Source organism: Nocardia sp. NPDC058497, assembly GCF_042720195.1.
In the GTDB taxonomy this organism is placed as follows: Bacteria; Actinomycetota; Actinomycetes; order Mycobacteriales; family Mycobacteriaceae; genus Nocardia.
On record NZ_JBHXMY010000871.1, the window covers coordinates 1 to 1,761 of the forward strand.

General features: G+C 66.7%; 3 protein-coding genes. 2 read left to right on the forward strand and 1 reads right to left on the reverse strand.

Translation table 11 applies throughout. From position 1 onward, the window contains the following. The first annotated feature begins 5 nt into the window (after positions 1-5). Both ACFWPJ_RS31960 and ACFWPJ_RS31965 read left to right on the forward strand, forming a co-directional pair. Positions 6-464 carry a MarR family winged helix-turn-helix transcriptional regulator gene (locus ACFWPJ_RS31960; RefSeq protein WP_378857130.1) on the forward strand — a complete coding sequence of 153 codons (459 nt, stop codon included), beginning with the start codon at positions 6-8 and terminating at the stop codon, positions 462-464. A gap of 252 nt (positions 465-716) precedes the next feature. Further along, a complete protein-coding gene (locus ACFWPJ_RS31965; protein WP_378857126.1) occupies positions 717-1,376 on the forward strand; it encodes a serine protease in 660 nt (219 codons plus the stop codon). A gap of 8 nt (positions 1,377-1,384) precedes the next feature. Here the strand turns inward: ACFWPJ_RS31965 and ACFWPJ_RS31970 are convergent. Beyond that, the coding region (locus ACFWPJ_RS31970; protein WP_378857128.1) for a helix-turn-helix domain-containing protein at positions 1,385-1,761 on the reverse strand (377 nt) is incomplete at its 5' end.

Here is a 1,761-nt window from a genome sequence, read left to right on the forward strand (position 1 = left end):
CCGCGATCAACCTCAAACAGAAAAACCGCGCCGGCCCCCCGCACACCCTAACCCGCAACACCCCAAAAACCCACCCCTCGGCGCAGCTTAGCCCCGCGCCGGCCGGGATCTCCGTCGCCTGGTGGCAGGTGATGGCCGCCGTGCAGGAACAGCCGCTGCCGGTCGCCGGGATCGCCCGCGCCATGGGTATCACCAGGCAGAGCGTGCAGCGGGTGGCCGACCTGCTCGTCGCCGAGGGGATGTGCGAATACCGCCCCAACCCCGCGCACAAGCGGGCCAAGCTGGTGGCGATCACCGCGGCGGGTGAGGCGGCCATCCGGCGCATCGATCCGCAGCACGCGGTGATGGCGCGGCGGCTGGCCGACGCGCTCGGACCGGCGGCGTTCGCCGAGACCGTCGCGGTGCTGACGCGCCTGTCCGCCGCCCTCGACACGATCATCGCCGCCGACGAGTCGGCTAGTTGAACATCGCGACACACCAGCGGTCGAAGTCGTGCAGGTTCTTGCCCTGCTCCAGCCAGTCCCCGTTGCCTTGCACATTCCCCCCTTGGGTACTACCAGCGCTGGTCTCCCTACCAAGGTGGGCTGCGGTGCCGATGGATGTCGGCCCGCCGCGGTGACCTGGGTGTGATGTGGACTTGCTACCGTTTCGATCTAGCAAACGCGCAGTCGTTTCGCGCCACAAGAGATAGCCGCGTCCAACGGAACGGATCGGATATGTCAAGAGCAATCGCAGCAGTAGGCGCAGTACTGGCAGCACTCGGCGTGACGATGGCCGGGCAGATCGGGACGGCGAACGCCGCGGATCCAGCCGTCCTCGGTGGCGGTTCCGGCATCGGCGTGAACGACGCCACCTGCACGCTCACCACGATCGGGCACGATTCCGGCGGTCGGCTGGTCGGGATCACCGCCGCGCACTGCGGTCCCCTCGGCGCCGACATCAAGGCCGAGGCCAATCCCGGCGCGGGCGTCGTCGGCGAGATCGCCTACCTCAACGAAAATATGGATTACGCCGTGATCACCTTCGACCCGGCCATGGTCGTTCCGGTGAACCGCGTCGGCAACACCACGATCACCGGGATCGGCGGACCAGCACAGTTCCCCGCCATCGCCTGCAAAGAAGGCAGGACCACCGGCCAGACCTGTGGCATCACCTGGGGTGACCCGCTGCAATCCAACATCGCGACGGTGACGCAGATCTGTGTCATCTCCGGTGACTCCGGTGGGCCTGTCGTGGTCGGCTCGACCCTCGTCGGCATGGTCAACGGGTATATGTACGTGCCGTGCCTCGGACCGGAGGTCGGCATGAACATGACCAGCATCCTCGGCGATATCGATGCGCACGGTGGCGTCGGAGCGGGTTTCCGCCCGATCTGACCGGGATATCAGTCGGCGACACTGGACTTGCGATCGGCCAGCACGCCACTGGCGAGGGCCCGCTCGACCAGCTCCACTCGCTTCTGGTTCTGCGGGAAGTCGTCGACCTGGAACGTTCGGCACAGTGCCCGCAGGTGGGTCTTCACGGTGGCGATGCTCAGGCACAGATCCTGCGCGATCCGGCCGTTCGACGCCGGGTAGCAATGCGCGGTCTCACTCCCGCGAGACCCGCACAGCGCCTCCAGAACCAGGTATTGGGCATCGGTGAGCGAATTCCGTGATACCCGCAGGACGGGCGTCGTCGGCACTTCCTCTGTCAGCAAATGGGTGCCCTCGCTGAACGTGAACACCGTCTGCCCGACCTTGAGGGTGTCGCCGGATACGA